Annotated in this window: 14 protein-coding genes; 5 read left to right on the forward strand and 9 right to left on the reverse strand. The window is 71.6% G+C overall.

Translation table 11 applies throughout. The annotated features are described in order from the left end of the window. Positions 1 to 3 precede the first annotated feature (3 nt). Positions 4 to 1,050, forward strand: coding sequence for a glycosyltransferase family 4 protein (locus AXA68_RS06160; protein WP_066414192.1), 1,047 nt, complete (start codon positions 4 to 6; stop codon positions 1,048 to 1,050). 68 nt (positions 1,051 to 1,118) lie between these two features. Here the strand turns inward: AXA68_RS06160 and AXA68_RS06165 are convergent, their stop codons facing one another. From AXA68_RS06165 to AXA68_RS06185, 5 genes are all read right to left on the reverse strand, one after another. Continuing rightward, the gene (locus AXA68_RS06165) at positions 1,119 to 1,766 is read right to left on the reverse strand and encodes a halocyanin domain-containing protein (RefSeq protein WP_066414194.1); all 648 of its coding nucleotides are present in this window, start codon (positions 1,764 to 1,766) and stop codon (positions 1,119 to 1,121) included. A 122-nt stretch (positions 1,767 to 1,888) separates the two neighbouring features. Next, positions 1,889 to 4,243, reverse strand: coding sequence for a phosphoenolpyruvate synthase (gene ppsA, locus AXA68_RS06170; protein WP_066414196.1), 2,355 nt, complete (start codon positions 4,241 to 4,243; stop codon positions 1,889 to 1,891). Between the two features lie 329 nt (positions 4,244 to 4,572). Then, entirely contained in the window at positions 4,573 to 5,202 is a 630-nt protein-coding gene (locus AXA68_RS06175) for a hypothetical protein (RefSeq protein WP_066414198.1), read from the reverse strand. 118 nt (positions 5,203 to 5,320) lie between these two features. After that, positions 5,321 to 6,019: a hypothetical protein gene (locus tag AXA68_RS06180; RefSeq protein WP_080505160.1), complete on the reverse strand. Its 699-nt coding sequence runs from the start codon at positions 6,017 to 6,019 to the stop codon at positions 5,321 to 5,323. Next, on the reverse strand, positions 6,016 to 6,783 hold the full coding sequence (locus AXA68_RS06185; RefSeq protein WP_066414200.1) for a nucleotide-binding protein: 768 nt from the start codon (positions 6,781 to 6,783) through the stop codon (positions 6,016 to 6,018). The genes AXA68_RS06180 and AXA68_RS06185 overlap by 4 nt, the downstream gene beginning before the upstream one ends. A 448-nt stretch (positions 6,784 to 7,231) precedes the next feature. Here AXA68_RS06185 and AXA68_RS06190 point away from each other — a divergent pair, with 448 nt between their 5' ends. Then, complete coding sequence (locus tag AXA68_RS06190; protein WP_066414203.1) at positions 7,232 to 8,491, forward strand: MBL fold metallo-hydrolase; 1,260 nt, start codon at positions 7,232 to 7,234, stop codon at positions 8,489 to 8,491. A 65-nt stretch (positions 8,492 to 8,556) separates the two neighbouring features. Here AXA68_RS06190 and AXA68_RS06195 read toward each other — a convergent pair whose 3' ends face one another. Continuing rightward, the gene (locus AXA68_RS06195; protein WP_066414205.1) at positions 8,557 to 9,348 is read right to left on the reverse strand and encodes a DUF2103 domain-containing protein; all 792 of its coding nucleotides are present in this window, start codon (positions 9,346 to 9,348) and stop codon (positions 8,557 to 8,559) included. 38 nt (positions 9,349 to 9,386) lie between these two features. Further along, positions 9,387 to 9,827, reverse strand: coding sequence for a hypothetical protein (locus AXA68_RS06200; RefSeq protein WP_066414206.1), 441 nt, complete (start codon positions 9,825 to 9,827; stop codon positions 9,387 to 9,389). 94 nt (positions 9,828 to 9,921) lie between these two features. On the opposite strand from AXA68_RS06200, the gene AXA68_RS06205 reads away from it, so the two are divergent. Together AXA68_RS06205 and AXA68_RS06210 are read left to right on the forward strand one after the other, a co-directional pair. Continuing rightward, on the forward strand, positions 9,922 to 10,692 hold the full coding sequence (locus AXA68_RS06205) for a hypothetical protein (RefSeq protein WP_232745055.1): 771 nt from the start codon (positions 9,922 to 9,924) through the stop codon (positions 10,690 to 10,692). Continuing rightward, positions 10,689 to 11,333: a hypothetical protein gene (locus AXA68_RS06210; protein WP_066414207.1), complete on the forward strand. Its 645-nt coding sequence runs from the start codon at positions 10,689 to 10,691 to the stop codon at positions 11,331 to 11,333. The genes AXA68_RS06205 and AXA68_RS06210 overlap by 4 nt, the downstream gene beginning before the upstream one ends. A 25-nt stretch (positions 11,334 to 11,358) precedes the next feature. Here AXA68_RS06210 and AXA68_RS06215 read toward each other — a convergent pair whose 3' ends face one another. Then, positions 11,359 to 12,531 (reverse strand): ArsA family ATPase, encoded by a 1,173-nt coding sequence (locus AXA68_RS06215; protein WP_066414211.1) that lies wholly within the window; start codon positions 12,529 to 12,531, stop codon positions 11,359 to 11,361. A 77-nt stretch (positions 12,532 to 12,608) separates the two neighbouring features. After that, positions 12,609 to 12,905 (reverse strand): DUF7565 family protein, encoded by a 297-nt coding sequence (locus AXA68_RS06220; protein ID WP_066414213.1) that lies wholly within the window; start codon positions 12,903 to 12,905, stop codon positions 12,609 to 12,611. Between the two features lie 146 nt (positions 12,906 to 13,051). Between AXA68_RS06220 and AXA68_RS06225 the strand changes: the two genes are divergently transcribed. Continuing rightward, positions 13,052 to 13,816 (forward strand): PHP domain-containing protein, encoded by a 765-nt coding sequence (locus AXA68_RS06225; RefSeq protein ID WP_198530025.1) that lies wholly within the window; start codon positions 13,052 to 13,054, stop codon positions 13,814 to 13,816. Positions 13,817 to 14,037 lie beyond the last annotated feature (221 nt).

A 14,037-nucleotide genomic window follows, 5' to 3' on the forward strand; every position in this document is an offset into this window, starting at 1 on the left:
CGTATGCGCGTCGCGTTCGTCTCGCTTTTCACCCCCGAACACGGCGACACGCCGGCGCGCTCGCGGACGCACCGGACCGCCGCGGGCCTCGCCGCCCGCGGCCACGACGTGACGTGGCTGTGTGCCCGCTGGTGGGGCGGCGAGGCGTCGACGTTCGAGGCGGACGGGATCACGTACCGGTCCGTCGTCGTCGACCCGTCGCCGGCGGCGTTCGCGGCGCGGCTTCCGGCGGCGGTCCGCCGCCTCGACCCGGACGTCGTCCACGCGGTCAACAGCCCGCCGACGCCCGCACTCGCGGCGACGCTCGCGGGGCGGGTCGGCGGCCCGCCGGTCCTCGTCGACTGGTGGCGCGACCACCCGGCGGACTCGCGGCGGGTCTACCCGATGCTGGCGCGCGGGGCGGACGCGGTCTCGACGCCCTCGCGCACGACGAAGACGCGGATCCGCGAACACGGCGCGGACGGCTCGGCGGTCCGGGTGATCCCCGAGAGCGTCGACCTCGACCTCGTCGCCGACGCGGAGCCGGACGACCGCTTCGACGCGGTCTACTCCCGGCGGCTCGACCGCCACGCCAACGTCGAGACGTTCCTCCTGGCGCTTGCCGAACGCCGCGGACGCGACTGGAACGCCGCCGTGATCGGCGACGGTCCCGAGCGGAGCCGGACCGAATCGACCGCCGAGGACCTCCGGATCGACGACCGGGTCACGTTCCTCGGGGAGCTCCCGCTCGACGAGCGGGTCTCGGTGTTCAAGGGCACCCACGTCTTCGCACAGACCGCGAGCTGGGAGACGTTCCCGACGGAGCTTTTGTGGGCGCTGGCGTGCGGCTGCGTCGGGCTCGTCGAGTACCAGGCCGACTCGAGCGCCCACGAGCTCGTCGAGGGGCGCGACCGCGGGCGGCTCGTCACGAGCCCCGCGGAGCTGGCGGACGCGATAACCGCCGTCCGCGACCTCGACCGGTCGACGAGCGACCCGGCGTTCGAGACCTACGGTCGCGACGCGGTCCTCGACCGATACGTCGACGCCTACCGCGAACTCGGCGCGATCTGACGGCTCCTCGTCTGCGGGCCGCGCGGACGGGTGACGACCGAAGAAGTGAACGGGGCTGCGTCCGCGGGTCAGGCCTCGTCCGGGGCGATCGTTCCGCCGTACTTCATGAAGACGAACGCGAGGCCGAGCGTGCTCACCATGGCGATGAAGGTGGCGATCGTCAGCGCGCGCGCGCCGTCGGGGACGAACACCGCGCCGCTTCCGCCGCCGCCGCCGGTGTCAACGGTCGGAACGTCCTCGCCGACGGCGAGTCCACCGTGCATGCCGACCGCGGTGTGGGGAACGCAGTGGTAGTGGGTGATGCCGGCGTCCTCCTCGCTGGTCTCGTACTCGTAGGTGTACCCCTCCTCGCCGACGGGATCGCCGCTGTCGAGGGAGGCCGGGCCGCCGCCCTCGACGGTCTGGACGTTGTGTGCGCCTCCGGCTCCCGTCCACTCCCAGGTGATCGTCGTCCCCGGGTCGACCCAGACCTGGGTCGGATCGAACGCGAGCCCCTGATCGCCCGCGCCGACCGAGATCGTGACCGAGTCCTGGCCCCTGGCGTCCTGGTAGGACCCCACGTTTCCGTTCGTGGCGCTCGGCCAGTCCGGCTCCACGCTGCCGCCGCCCTCCTGTCCCGCGGCGGTTCCCGTCGCGGCCGTGGCTCCCCCGACGGCGGCGGCGGTGCCGCCGGCGGTCCGCATGAACGTGCGCCGAGAGACATCGTCCGTGCTCATGGATCCGGGTTCGTCGCCGCCGATAGTGAATATGTTGGTTCCGCTCGCCCGGTCGCGGCGGCCGCCCGGTTCGAGCGCGTCCGATCCCGTTTCCGACCGTCGCTCCGACCCTTCCGTCCCGCTCAGCGAACCGAGTCGAGCAGCAGCCGCTGTTCGACCCGCTTCACCTCGTGTTGGACGTCGCGGACGGCGTCGATGTTCGCGGAGATGGACGAGACCCCCTCCTCGACGAGGAACTCGACCATCTCGGTCTTCGAGCCGGCCTGCCCGCAGATGCTGGTGTCGACGCCCAGCTCCCGGCACCGCTCGATCGTGTCGCCGATGAGCCGCAGGACGGCCGGGTGGAGCTCGTCGAAGCGGTCGGCGACGTGCTCGTTGTTACGGTCGACCGCGAGCGTGTACTGCGTGAGGTCGTTGGTGCCGAAGGAGGCGAAGTCGATCCCCGCCTCCGCGAGCTCGTCGATCTGGAGCGCGCTCGCCGGCGTCTCGATCATCACGCCCCACCGGTGCGTCTCGGGGTCGATCCCGGCCTCGCGCATGTGTCCCTTCACGCCCTCGAGGTCGGCCGCGTCGTTGACGAGCGGGAACATCACCTCGAGGTTGTCATACCCCATGTCGATGAGCCGCGCGAACGCGGCCAGCTCCTGGCGGAACGGCTCCGGCTTGTCGAGGCTCCGTCGGATACCCCGCCAGCCCAACATTGGGTTGTGCTCGTTCGGCTCGCCGTCGCCGCCCTCGAGCTCGCGGAACTCGTCCGTCGGCGCGTCGATGGTCCGGACCCGGACCGGCCGGGGGTAGAACTCGTCTGCGACCCGCCGGACGCCCTCGATGAGCTCGTCCTGATACGCCCGCGCCCCGTGGTCCGCGATGTACCTCTCGGGCGTCTTCCCGAGCGAGAGCACCATGTGTTCTATCCGGAGCAGGCCGACCCCGTCCGCCCCGGTCGCGGCCGCCCGCTCCGCGGCCTCCGGGATCGAGACGTTCACCTTCACCTCCGTCGCCGTCATCGGTTTCACGGGGGTCTCCGGCCGCGCGGCCTCCACCGGCTCGAACTCCTCCGCGGGCTCGGCCGTCTCGTCGGCCCCGGCGCGGACGGTCCCCTTGTCGCCGTCGATCGTGACGCTCTGGCCCTCCTCGAGGACGCGGGAGCCGTTCCCCGTGCCGACGACGGCCGGGACGCCGAGCTCGCGGGAGATGATCGCGGCGTGGCTCGTCATCCCGCCCTCGTCGGTCACGATGCCCGCGGCCCGTTTCATCGCGGGCACCATGTCGGGCATCGTCATCTCGGTCACGAGCACGTCGCCCTCCTGGACCTGGTCGAGGTGGTCGAGCTTCGTGACGATCCGGACGGTGCCGGAGACCGCGCCGGGGCTCGCGCCGAGCCCGTCCACGAGGACGTCCGCCGCGTCGCCGTCGCCGCCGTCGCTCTCCGCGGTCCCGCCGGACCCGCCGTTGCCGGCCACCGCCGCGGCGAGGTCGCCGCCGGCCTCTCCGCCGGCCGACCCGCTCGCGTCGTCGCCGGCGTCCTCGCGGATCGTGGTGATCGGCCGGGACTGAAGCATGTACACCTCGCCGTCATAGATCGCCCACTCGACGTCCTGTGGAGTGCCGTAGTGGTCCTCGACGAGCTCGCCGAGTTCGACCAGCTCGTCGATCTCCTCGTCGGAGAGCACCCGCGCCGTGCGTCGGTCCTCCTCGACGTCGAGCTGGACGGTCTCGCCCGACTCGGGGTCCTTCACCATCTCCACCTTCTTCTCCGCGATCGTCACGTCCTCGACGCGGTCGCGCCCGCGGTCGTACACGTAGTTGTCCGGGGAGACGGTGCCGGAGACGACCGCCTCGCCGAGCCCCCAGGCGGCCTCGATGGTCATCTGCGGGTCGCCGGTCGACGGGTGGCTCGTGAACAGCACGCCCGACTTCTCGGCGTCGACCATCCGCTGGACGACCACCGCGATGTCGACGTCCTCGTGGGGGAACCCGCGCTGTTGGCGGTAGTAGATCGCCCGCTGGGTGAAAAGCGACGCCCAGCACTCCTTCACGCGCCGGAGGAGGTCGGTCTCGCGGACGTTGAGGAACGTCTCCTGTTGCCCGGCGAACGACGAGTCGGGCAGGTCCTCGGCGGTCGCCGAGGAGCGCACGGCGACGAACGCCTCCTCGCCGTCCTCGCCCATCTCGCGGTAGCTCTCTAGGATCCCCTCGCGGACCTCGTCGGGGAACGGGGTCTCCGTGATCAGCTCCCGGGCCGTCGCCTCGGCCTCCCGGAGCGCGGCGGAGTCCTCGGGGTCCACGTCGACGGCGGAGAACAGCTCCTCGTCGATCCCCGCCTCCTCGATGAACTCGCGGTAGGTCCCCGCCGTGACGACGAATCCCGGCGGGACCGGCAGCCCCGCGCCGATGAGTTCGCCCAGCGAAGCCCCCTTGCCGCCGACGGTCCCGATGTCGTCGGCGTCGACGTCGTCCAGCCAGAGTACTGCCATTCGTGTGTCCGGTGGATCCACGACCCACCGTATGAATCTTCCGAACCGAACGGCGTCGAATAAATGTTACTCGCGACTGAGTTGTCGGCGGCCGTCCACCGTCCTGACTCGAAGCGGAACGCTTTCTGCGTGGGCGAGGCGGGCGGCGGTTCGAAAGCGAGAGAGGGCCGAGTTCGTCGCGGGCGTGACGAACCGGGATCCGGTCCGTACATTTCAGCACGGCTTCGGTTGACCTATACTTACTTGCTGCTCGAATGATCGATCCGATCACGTGTTACAGGTGTTGTAACACCTCGTCCCGGTCGCCGTCGCCCCGTCCGCCCGACGGATCAGTCGCTCGCGAGCCGGCGTCGCTCGTCCCGGAGGAGCCGCTCCCAGAGCCCGAAGAGACGGCTGTCGAGGCCGTAGGCCGCGTCCACCCGAGCGACCCAGGCGTCGTCGGCGAAGAGCAGTCGCTGGAACCGTCGGACCTCCGGCGAGAGACGGTCGCGGTCGCCGGCGTAGTACGACAGCGACTCCTCGCGCGCCCGCTTGACGAGGTCGCTCGGGACTGCGATTCCGTCGGCGGCCGCGGCGTGGACGAACCACTCCAGATGGAGGAGCGCACCTGCTGCGAGGAACCGCTCGCGGAAGCCGGAGACGCCCGCGAGCGCCGGACGCCCGTCGACGACGACGTCTCGCGGGCGGGAGAAGCGCGGGGCGCTCGCGGTGACGCCGGCCGCCGCCGCGACCTCGCGGGCGACCCGGCGGAGCCGCCACTCGCCGTACCTGACCGGCGCGAGGAGACCGAGTTCGTACCACAGCGGCATCCACTCGCAGTACGGCTCCGAGAAGGCCCCGTCCGCGAGCAGCGTGGTCGCCACCGAACGCGCCGCCGCCGGCGGGAGGTCCGTCGGGTCCGCGGCGAGCCGCTCCGCGATCCGATCGCCGTCGAGGTCCTCGGCACCCGCGAACCCCATTCCCTCGGCGACGTGCCGGGTGTACGCGCGGCTCGCGGCGTACCAGTCGGCGAAGTCCCGCGGCGCGGTCAGTCGGAGGAGACGGAGGACGGTGATGGCGACCGTAGGGGCGGCCGGGTCAAAACCGCTCCGCTCGGCCCGCGTCGCCGTCGCTCGGGCGGTCGTCGCCCGTCACCGGCTCCGTCCGGTCGTCGTCGCCGTCGCCGCCGTCAGCGAGCGCGCCGTCCAGCCCCCACTCGTCCGCGCGCTCTCTCGCCTCGGCGCGGGCCTGCTCGCGGATGGCGTCGATCCGGTCGTCGTCCGCGAGGAACGCCGCGACCGCGTCGGCCTCCTCGCCGTCCCCGTCGGTCAGGCGGTCGTCCGGGGCGCTCTCGCGGGTGCGCTCCGCGAGGTCGGGGTCGTCGGCGAGCTCCGTCGCGACCGCCGCGGGCGGGACCCGGAGCGACTCCTCGTCGTGAGCCGCTCGGAGCGCCTCGGACGCGACCGCGTACAGCTCGACGCGGTACGGGCCGGGGACGGCCAGCTCGGCGAGCGCGTCGGGGCCGCCGCTGTCGGTCACGGTGTTGTACGCCAACACGGGAACGCCCGCCTCGAAGGTGAGCACGCCGCGGGCGTCGCCGGAGAGCAGCAGCGTCTCCTGGGGGACGACGGTGGCGTAGCCGGTCAGTTCGCGGTCGAGCGCGGCCGACAGGGTGGTCCCGACGTCGGAGACGACCCGCGACCGGAGGAGGTCCCCGCGCGGGATCTCGAGGACCGGGGCGTCCGTCGACTCCGTCCCGTCGGTCGGCCGTCCCGCTCCGCCCGGCGACCCGGTCATGGGGTGTCGGGGACGACCGCGCTCTTGAACCGCGCCGCCACCGCCTCCCCGTCGCCGTCGCGCACCTCGAGGCGGGCGGCCGCCTCGCGGTACCGGGCGGCGGGCTCGCTGTCGGGCGCGTGGGCGAGGAGCGGCTTCCCGGCCCGCCGCGCGGCCCGGACCACGTCGCTGTCGGGCACCTCCGCGAGCACCGGGCCGCCGAAGTGGCGGCCGGCCTGCTCCGCGACCGCGGCCGCCGGATCCCGCACCTTGTTGAGCAGGACGCCCGCGGTCTCGGTACCGTACGAGCGGGCGTACTCCTGGACCTTCAGCCCGTCCGAGAGCGCGGGGATCGTCGGCTCGACCACGATCACGACGCGGTCGGCGAGGACGACGGGCAACACCGCGGACTTCGAGCCGAGCGCGGCCGGCGAGTCCAGGAGGAGCACGTCCGTGTCGCGGGCGAGTTCGGCGACGACCTCGCGGAGCCGCGCGGGGTCGGCCGCGGAGAAGCCGGCGAGCGAGGTGCCACAGGGGACGACCGAGAGCCCGAACCGCTCGTAGGTCGCCTCCGAGACGTCCGTCGCGGTCCCCTCGACGAGCAGGTCGTGGAGGGTGACCGCCGCGTCGTCGAGTCCGGTGTGAAACAGCAGGTTCGCCATCCCGGTGTCGGCGTCGACGACCGTCACGTCGTGCTCCTCGGCGAGCGCCATGCCGAGCGCGAGCGTGCTCGTCGTCTTGCCGGTGCCGCCCTTGCCGCTGGCGACCGCGAACGCCTCGACCATTACCCTCTCGTCCGCGTCGGCGCGTTAAAAGGTGTCTATTGTGCGGTTGCCGGGTTGATCGAATCGTTGAAGTCCCGATCGGTGCGACGATGTGAGAGGACTTCGAGAACTCGTTTGACAGACAGTACGTCTCGATCCGGTTGTGGTCAATACAGCCACCTTTTTCATCGTCGGGTGCCCTCGCTCACTGCGTTCGCTTCGGGAACCGCTCCTCGAAAAACCTGGAGGGAAAAAGCCGACTCCGCCGTCTTCGACGGCTCCGTCGGTGAACCGCTCGCTTCGCTCGCGGATGCTCCCTCCAGTCTAAGCAACGAACGACGGCCCTCGCGGGCTCCTCGCGGCCTCCGGCCGCTCGGAGGCGCGCCACCACCAACTCGTCTCCCGGCCGTCGCGTCGCCCGACCGCCTCCGAGAACAGCGCTTTTGTCCGCTCCCACCAATACTCCGCCATGGTCCAGACGATCTCCGCCGACGAGTTCCGCGACATGGTCGACGCGGCGCGACGCGGCGAGCGCGAGTTCGCCCTCGTCGACACCAGGCCCGAGGAGAGCTACGAGGGCTGGCGGATCGCCGGCGCGATCAACTACGTCTACAAGCCGTTCCACCGGTTCGACCGCGAGGAGTTCGAGACGGCGACGGGGCTCGGCCCCGAGGAGACGGTCGTGACCGTCTGCGCGAAGGGGAAGTCCTCGCACGCGCTCGCCGACGACCTCGCGGCCGCCGGCTACGACGACGTGTACGCCATCGACGACGGGATGCGCGGCTGGTCGGCCGTCTACGACCGGGTCGAGGTTCCCCTCCCCGACGCCGGCGACGACCCCCTCGATATCGTCCAGATCCAGCGCCGCGCGAAGGGGTGTCTGGGATATCTCGTGGTCGGGGGCGAGGGTGACGATGGCTCCCGTGTCGCCGTCGCCGTCGACGTCTCCCGCCACGGCGAGGAGTGGCGGGCCGCGGCCGCCGCCCGCGACGCGTCGATCGCGGCCGTGCTCGACACCCACGTCCACGCCGACCACCTCTCCGGCGGCCGCGCGCTCGCGGACGAGTTGGGGGTCCCATACGTCCTCCCCGCCGCGGTCGCCGACCGCGACGTGGCGTACGACTTCGACGCGATCGGGCGCAACGAGACCCTCTCGGTCGGCGGGATCGACGTGAAGGCGCTCGCGACGCCCGGACACACCGACGACATGGCGAGCTACCTCGTCGGCGGCTCGGCCGTCCTCACCGGCGACACCCTCTTCACGGGGGGCGTCGGCCGGACGGAGCTCCAGTTCGCGGCCGACGAGGGCGGCGAGGAAGGCGATCGCGACGAGGGCAGCGAACGCGAATCCGCCGGCGCGCGGACCGGCGCGGAGCGCCTCTACGACTCGCTCCACGGCACGCTCCTCGCCGAGCCCGACGACGTCGCCGTGTTGCCCGGCCACTTCGCCGTCGCGAACGACGGGACCGCCGACGCGACCCCCGGCGAACCCGTGGCGACGACGGTCGGGGAGGCCCGACGGGAGATCGGGATCCTCCGACGGGACCGGGAGGCGTTCGTCGAGGAGATCACGGCGACGCTGCCGGAGAAGCCGCCGAACTACGAGTCGGTGATCGCGGCCAACCGCGGGGTCGAGCCCCCGGCCGACGAGGTCGCCGCGATCGACCTCGAGATGGGACCGAACCGCTGTGCGGCCGAACCCGCGCCGGAACCCGAGGCCGGCGACTGAGAACGAGAGCAGCGACTGAGAGCGAAAGCAGCGAGCGAGAGCGAAGCCGGCGACCGATCGGGAGTTCAGGCGTCCTGGAGGTCGACCTCCCGCAGCGCCTCGTTCAGGTCCTCGCGGACGCGCTCGCCGGTCTCGCGGTCCATCGCGGTCGTGACGATCCGGTTCTCCTGCACGCTGGAGCCGTCCCGGAGGAGGAGCCGGACGTTCCCGTTCGTCCCCGCGCGCGTCGCCTTCGCGCGCAGGCCCGTCCGGGAGCCGGTGCCGCCGGCGTCGATCGGGCCGGGGACGACCTTCTTCACGTGCGGGTGTTCGGCCACCGTCTGAACCGCCCGCCGGCCCTTGCGGTCGCCGATGAGCGTCGAGTGGGACCCGCCGATCTTCTCGCGCGGCGGCGTCTCGACCACCTCCAGCGCCCGGTCGCCGCGGCGGTCGAGCACCCACTCGACCACGTCGCTCTCGGCCGCGGTCGCGTCGTCGCGATCCCCGTCGCCGTCGCGACCGTCCTCGCGGTCCCCGTCCCCCTCCGGCACGCGGTAGAACTCGTGGTGGAGCTGCGCGCGCGTCTCCCGGAGGGGTTCGCGTGTGCCGGCCGCGTACACGGTCTCGGGGCGCTTGCGACGGATCTCGTCGGCGACGCGGCCGGCGAAGTTGCGGAGCTGGATCCCGCTCAGCTCCTCGTCGTCCTCGGGACGGGTCGTCACGGTCGTCCGCCCGACGACGTCGTCCTCCGCGAGCATCGTCAGCTCAGCGCGCTCCGCCGTGAACTCCGCGACGACCGCGTCGCTGTTGGCGGTGTTACAGGTCAGACAGTAATCCCCCGGCTTCTCCAGGGGGGTGCCACACCGCCGACAGTTCATACCGGTCGGAGGCGCGTGCCGGATAAAAGACCGTCCGTTCAGGATTCCCCGTCCGGTCGGCACGGAGCCTCCTCGGTCGCCCGGTGACTGCCGAAGGCGACGGTTCCCTCGCGGATCCCGACGCGGGCGATCGTACACGTCCCGTCGCGGTGGTCGCCGGTGTACTCGAAGGCCTCGCTCGGTCCGTCTGCCAGGTCGACTCTCACCCCGTAGACGCCGACCCGATCCGCCCAGGCGTCGTTGCGGAACACTCCGGAGCCGTCACCGTCGTCCGCGGCCGCCAGCGCGTACCGCTCGTCGAGCACCGGCGTCCCGTCGCGCGTCACGCGGAGTCGCGCCTCAACTCGCTCGGGCCGCCGGTTCGTCAGGAGGATACCGCCGAGGCGGAGCCCGTCCGGCTCGCGGACGCCGAGACATCCGGATCCCGCCGAGAGGCCGGCGGTCGCGGAGGCGGCGAGCACGAACCGCCTTCGGTTCATGCGCGGCGTTCGTACGTGACCGACAAAAAAGCGACCGAACCCCGGTCGCCTCCGTCGGGACAACCATATTAGTCGGCGCTCCCGGATCGGACGTATGGACACCGACCGCTTCGACGCGAACGCCCCGGGCGAGGAGTCCGACGGGCCCGAACCCGACGGATCCGACCCCGACGCTCCGGAGGGCGGATCCGACCGATCCGGGGGTGACCGGTCCGAATCCGATCGCTCCGTGATCGACCGGTCCGTGTCGGACCTGGCCGACTCGGAGGTCATCGAGGACTGGCTGGAGGGGCTGTTCCGCAACGGGCGAACGAACGCGGTGATCGCGTGGGCGATGGTCGCGGTGCTCGTCGGCGTCTTCCTCGAGAGCCTGCTCGGGTTCGATCTCCTCTCGATGGCGCTCGTCGCGGCCATCACGGCCGTCGTGATCGCGCCGGCGGTCGCCGCTCGGGATCCGCGGGTGATGCTCCCGTGGGAGCTGCTCGGGCTCGCGCTGTTGCCCGTGTTGGTCCGGGCGCTTCTCGGCGGTGACCTCGGCGTCTTCGCGGTGTACCTCGCGATCGCCGCACTGGCGCTCGTCATCACCGTCGATCTCCACATGTTCACGTCGCTGCGGGTGACTCATTGGTTCGCGATCGTCCTCGTCGTGATGACGACGATGGCCACCGCGGCCGCGTGGACGGTCCTCCGGTGGAACGCCGACCGCAGGCTCGGGACCGACTTCCTGACGACGAACGAGGCGCTCATGATCGAGTGGCTCTACGTGACGCTGGCCGGGCTCGCCGCCGGCGTCCTCTTCGACGTCTACTTCCGCCGTCGCGGCGTGCGGCTCCGGCGGGCGATCCGACGGGTGGTCCGCCGATGAGGCTTCTTCCGCGACCGTCGGTTCGAAACCAGAAGCGGCTCACGCGAGGGATGCAGCTCGTGCTCGTCGGGATCCTCGTCTACGGGATCGTCGCCGGCGCGCCGAAGGCGATCTCCAACGGCGGGATCGCGCTGCTCATCACGTTCGTTCCGGCGGCGCTCGAGCGGAACTACGAGGTCCCGATCGACCCCTGGCTCGGCGTGTGGATCACGAGCGCCGTCTTCTTTCACACCCTGGGATCGGCCGCGCTCTACACGCGGATCGAGTGGTGGGACCATCTCACGCACTCGCTTTCGGCGTCGCTCGTCGCCGGCGTGGGGTACACGGCGCTGCGCGCCGTCGACCTCCACAGCGACCGGATCCGGATCCCCGACCGCTTCGCGTTCGTCTTCATCCTCGTCGTCGTCCTCGCGTTCGGCGTCGTCTGGGAGCTGTTCGAGTTCGCGCTCGACATCATCGCCGCCACGACCGGGGTCACCATGCCCCTCGCACAGCACGGCCTCGACGACACCGTCCTCGATCTGACGTACAACTCCATCGGCGCGCTCGTCGTCGCGACGTTCGGACAGGCGCACCTCTCGGGCGTCGCGGAGCGGCTCCGCGAGGGACTCCTCGCGCGGTCGGGCGGCTCCGGGGAGTGAGGGGTCGACGGGGCCTTCCGCTCCGTCAGTCGAGACAGGCCGCGACGACGCGCAGCGCCGCCTCGCCGCGAACCTCCTTCGCCAGAAGCGGGACCCGTTTCACGTCGCGGCCGCGGAAGAGGTCGGTCGCCTCCCGCAGCGCCGCCTGCTGGACCTCCCACCGCCGCGCGCAGAACTCGCAGTGTTCGGGGTCGGGCTCGACGATCCACTCGGGATCGACGTCGGCCACCTCGCTCACCCGCTCCATCACGCGGTTGACGACGAGCGTGTTCACCGGAATCGAGAACTCGTCGAGCCGGGCGACGAGCCGCTCGGACTCGACGACGCTCATCTCCTCGGGGATGGTGACGACGCGGAAGTCGGTCCGGTCGGGGTCGCGTAACACGTCCCGGAGGCGCTCGATCCGCGCCCGCAACTCCTCGAGGTCGGCGCTCGGGTCGGGCTCGTCGTCGCCCCCGCCGAACATCCCCTTGATCCCGTCCATCATCCCCGAGAACCGCTGGCGGAGCGACATCACGCGGCCGATCATCGAGTCCATGATCTCGGGCAGCTGGAGGAGCCGGAGGGTGTGGCCGGTGGGCGCGGTGTCGACGACCACTCGGTCGAACCGGGGGTCGTCGAGGTACTCGAGCAGCTGGCGCATCGCCGCGGCCTCGTCCGCGCCGGGCATCGTCCCGCCGAGCAGCGAGCCGGGCGCGTCGTCCATCCCCTCGGCGGCGTCGTCCGCCATCCCACCCATCCCCGGCATCCCGCCCATCGCCTCGCCCATCTCGCCGAGTCCGCCGAGCGGGTCGCCGTCCGCGCCGAACATCCCCTCCTCCATCGCGTCGTCGGGGTCGATCTCGGCGGCGTAAAGCGGCAGGTCCTCGTGGACCACCGCCGGCTCCGCGGGCACGTCGATCCCCAGCGTGTCCGAAAGGGAGTGGGCGGGGTCCGTCGAGACGACGAGGGTCGGGACGCCGCCCGCCGCCGAGGAGAGCGCGGTCGCGGCCGCCATCGTCGTCTTCCCCACGCCGCCTTTCCCGCCGTAGAGCACGTACTCGGGCGCGTCCACGCCCCGCGGGAGTTCGTCGTCTCCGGCCGCCTCCTTGAGCGCGTCCTCGTCGATCCCGTCGCTCTCGGCGTCCCCGCCGGTCGCGTCGCTCCCGGCGTCCTCGTCGTCGACGCGGTCGACGGGCTCGACGTCGATGTCGTCCATGCTCGCCACTGGCGGCGGCGCGCTTGTGTACCCGTCGGTCCGGGTCGCCATCGACGCCGCGCGAGGAGGAGAGCCGCCTACGGCGACTCGTCGAGCCGCTCCACGACGGTCTGGAGGTTCGCCTCGCTCTCGATCTCGCGTTTCACCTGCTCCCGTCGGCGCACCGCCGCGGAGTCGGCGTCGTACGCGCGGACGTACTCCGCGCGGGTGTGCTCGTCGAACGCGTGCCGGATCGCGAAGTAGCCGTCCGGGACGATCGTGCCGCACACCTTACACTCGTGGCGCTGGTGTTCTCGCGTCTGGTGGAGCACGGCCGACTCGACGTCCTCGAAGACGGCGTCACAGCCGTCGATGCCGCACGCCCAGGGAACCATACCCCACGGTTCCCGCCGAGGGGATTAACGGTTTCCCCCGACGCCGGCGGTCCCGTCGAGTCGAACTGGGCGGCCGGGTCGATCGCGGCGGGCGGCCGTCGACCGCGAACGATACGCCTTTGGGCGGCTTTCGCGTACCGCCGACCGTGAGCCGATCTCGAACGCGCGTCGACGCCCACGTCAAGGTCCTCGACGACCGCGTCGTCGCCCGCGCGAAGGAGCGCGGGATCGACGCGCTCGTGTACGCGCCTCACTTCACCCGACTGCCGGCGATCCGCGAGCGCGCGGCCCGGTTCTCCGACGACGACCTGACGGTGGTCCCCGGCCGCGAGGTGTTCACCGGCGACTGGGGGAACCGCCGACACCTCCTCGCGATCGGGCTCTCCGATCCCGTCCCCGACTACGTCACCTTCGAGGGGGCGATGGCGGAGTTCGAACGCCAGGACGCCGCGGTGCTCGTCCCGCACCCCTCGTTCGCGACCATCTCGCTCACCCGGCCCGAACTCGCCGCTCACGACGCCCGTGTCGACGCCATAGAGACGTACAACACGAAGCTGCTCGGCCACCAGAACGGCCGCGCGCTCGACATCGCGGACGACCTCGACCTCCGCGGGTTCGGCTCCTCGTACGCCCACCTCCGCCCGACGGTCGGCGAGGCCTGGACTGCCTTCGAGGGCGACCTCCCCGACGAGGAGGCGATCGTCGAGGCGTTCCGCGAGGGCCGCCCCCGGACGGTCGTCCACCGCGGCGGTCTCGACCACCGGCTCCGCGGGCTCGTCGAGTTCGGCCACCTCGCCTACGAGAACACGTGGGCGAAGGCCGAGCGGCTGTTCCTCTCCGGCGAGGAGCCCACGCTCCCCTCGAACGTCGCCTACGAGGGCCGGTTCGACGACGTGGCCGTCTACGAGTGAGCGTCGGCGGGGATCGGTCGGCCCGTTTCCGTTCGAAACGACCGTCATGCTTCGGGTGCTTATAGAGCGGGTATTTTATCGGTGATCGAGGTGGTGAAAAAGAGATCGTTGCTGGGGCGGTGAACTCTTTCAAAGCCCCAGCCGGCTCCGGTCGAGGGCCTCGCTGTGCTCCTCGCTCACTTCGTTCGCTGCGGTGCTTGCGTCGGCCGTCTTCCCGGAGC

The sequence above is a fragment of the Halorubrum aethiopicum genome, assembly GCF_001542905.1.
Classification (GTDB): domain Archaea; phylum Halobacteriota; class Halobacteria; order Halobacteriales; family Haloferacaceae; genus Halorubrum; species Halorubrum aethiopicum.